3 protein-coding genes are annotated in these 2,490 nt (G+C 74.7%); all 3 read left to right on the top strand.

The window, feature by feature from the left end; all coding sequences use genetic code 11:
* The coding region (locus KDM41_17940; GenBank protein ID MCB1185304.1) for a hypothetical protein at nucleotides 1–768 on the top strand (768 nt) is incomplete at its 5' end.
* Nucleotides 765–1,640 carry a cytochrome c3 family protein gene (locus tag KDM41_17935; protein ID MCB1185303.1) on the top strand — a complete coding sequence of 292 codons (876 nt, stop codon included), beginning with the start codon at nucleotides 765–767 and terminating at the stop codon, nucleotides 1,638–1,640. The genes KDM41_17940 and KDM41_17935, both read left to right, overlap by 4 nt.
* A 1-nt stretch (nucleotide 1,641) precedes the next feature.
* The coding region (locus tag KDM41_17930) for a hypothetical protein (protein ID MCB1185302.1) at nucleotides 1,642–2,490 on the top strand (849 nt) is incomplete at its 3' end.

Genomic DNA, 2,490 nt, shown 5'->3' with positions numbered 1-2,490 from the left:
ATCCGCTGGCGTACGGTGCCGGGCTGGCGCATCGACCTTTCTGGTGCCTACCGCGAGCGGAACGGGCGCGTGGCCGCGCGGCCCGTCGGCGCCGGCCTCGTCTCCCCCGGGCAGGGCGCCCTGCGCGGCGCCGCGCGGGCCGAGTACGATCTCGAACGCGAGGCCTGGACCCGCCTGCAGGCCCAGGGCCAGTGGCGCCACGGATCCGGCGCCGAACTCGAGTTCCAGTACGTCGACCGCACGCCGCAGGTGGACGCCGCTTCGTGGTTCGCGCGCTTCACCGATTTCGAGCGCATCCGGCTGGCCCGGGCCACGGCCCGCCGCCGCTGGCCCTCGGGCTTCGGCGGCGAGATCGAGGCCTGGGGCTCGTTTGTCGGCGACCGCAGCAGCACCCGCCTGGGCCTGGCCGCCCTGGTGCCCGGCGGCCGGATCGGCTACTCGGTGCGCACGGGCGACACGGGCGAGGAGAACTGCTGGTACGGCGAATGGGGCACGCAGGTCCATCCGCGCGTGCGCGTCGAGGGCGAGGCATCGCTGCTCACCTGGGCCCTGGTGGAGGACGCCCCCGCCGACCAGGACCGCGACGTGACCACCCTCGCCGGACGCGTCCGCTGGGACGTGGGCACCGGCTGGCAGCTGCGGGCCGAGGTCCAGAGCCTGGCCAACACCATCTACGACCAGGACGTCCGCTTCCTCGTGGGGCTCGACGTCTTCGGCGCGGCCGGCAGCTCCCGCTACGGCCTCGGGACGGGGAGGTCCCTGCCATGACCCGCACCCTGACGCTGCCCGTCCTGCTGCTCGTCCTGATCGCCACGGGCCTCCATGCCCAGGACGGCGGCCCGGACCACATCATCTTTCCCCACGACCTCCACTTCGAGAACGAGGTCGAATGCGCCGTGTGCCACGAGGACGCCCGCGACAGCGCGTCGCCCTCCGACCGCCTGCTGCCCGACATGGACGTCTGCGCCGACTGCCACGACGTCGACGACGACACCGGCTGCGCCACCTGCCACAGCAACGTGGACGAGGCCGGCGACTACCCGCGGCCCGACTTCGGCGCCGGCCGTTTCAGCCACGCCGCGCACCTGGCCCGCGACATGGCCTGCGCCGCCTGCCACGGCGATCCCGCGGCCGCGCATCCGGTGCTGCCGACCAAACCCGACTGCCGCGCGTGCCACGCCACGGCCGATCGCTACACCGACTGCCGCCTCTGCCACGAGGCGGACCAGGACCTCCTGCCCGCCGACCACGGCGCCCAGTGGCGGTCCGCCCACGGCGTCTGTGCCCGCCAGGACGAGCAGGCGTGCTTCCTGTGCCACACCCGCACGACCTGCGCCGAATGCCACGCCGGCGACGACATCCGGCCGCGCAGCCACGACCTGAACTACGCCTACAACCACGCCCTCGACGCCCGCGGCCACGAGGCCGATTGCGCCACGTGCCACCGCGAACCCCAGTTCTGCAGCAGCTGCCACCTCGCCGAGCGCGTGCTGCCGGGCGACCACTCGCGCACCGACTGGGTCACCGCGGGCGGTGGCCGCCACGCCGCCGAAGGGCTCTTCGACATCGAGAGCTGCATCGCCTGCCACGAGACCGGGGCCGCCGAACCGACGTGCGCCCGCTGTCACCAAGGAGGCTGAGATGGCCACCACGCATCCCGCCCGCCACCGCACCGCACGCCTCGCCGTCGCCCTCGTGGTCCTGCTCGGCGCGGGCGCGCTCCTGTCCAGCTGCGCCGAGCGCGTCGACGACCCCGACCTGACCGCCCATCCGCCCAGCTGGATGAAGGCGGTGGATCCGGATTTCCACGGCGCCTACGTCGCCGCCCGGGCCACGGCCAGCTGCCGCACCTGCCACGGCGAAGACCTGCAGGGCGACGACCGCGCCCCGAGCTGCAGCAAGTGCCACGACGGCCCCGGCGGACATCCCACCGGCTGGGCCGAGCCCGACGCCCACGGCGCCGCCGTCATCGCCGACGGCACCGCGGGCTGCATCCCCTGCCACGGCGAGGACTTCAGCGGCGGCTGGAGCGGCGTCAGCTGCTTCGACTGCCACGCCGGCGTGAGCGGCCACCCCGAGGGCTGGGCCGCAGGCGACCAGCACGGCGCGAACGTGCGCGCCAACAGCGCGACCGCGTGCGCCCTCTGCCACGGCGCCGACTTCCAGGGCGGCACCTCGGGCCGCAGCTGCTTCGAGTGCCACGACGGCCCGGGCGGGCACCCGGTCGACTGGGCCACCCAGCCGGAGCACGGCGCCTTCGTGGTCGCCAACGGCTCCGGCTCGTGTGTCGCCTGCCACGGCGCCGACTACCTCGGCGGCTGGAGCGCCGTCAGCTGCTACCAGTGCCACGACGGTCCCAACGGCAACCACCCCGAGGGCTGGGCCGCCGGCGATCGGCACGGCGCCGAGGTGCGCGCCAACAGCGCCGCCGCCTGCACCTCGTGCCACGGTGCCGACTACCTGGGCGCCGACTCCGGCGTCGGCTGCTTC

It is taken from the genome of bacterium (assembly GCA_020440705.1).
Classification (GTDB): domain Bacteria; phylum Krumholzibacteriota; class Krumholzibacteriia; order LZORAL124-64-63; family LZORAL124-64-63; genus JAGRNP01.
This window is presented reverse-complemented; position numbering and strand designations above follow the sequence as displayed.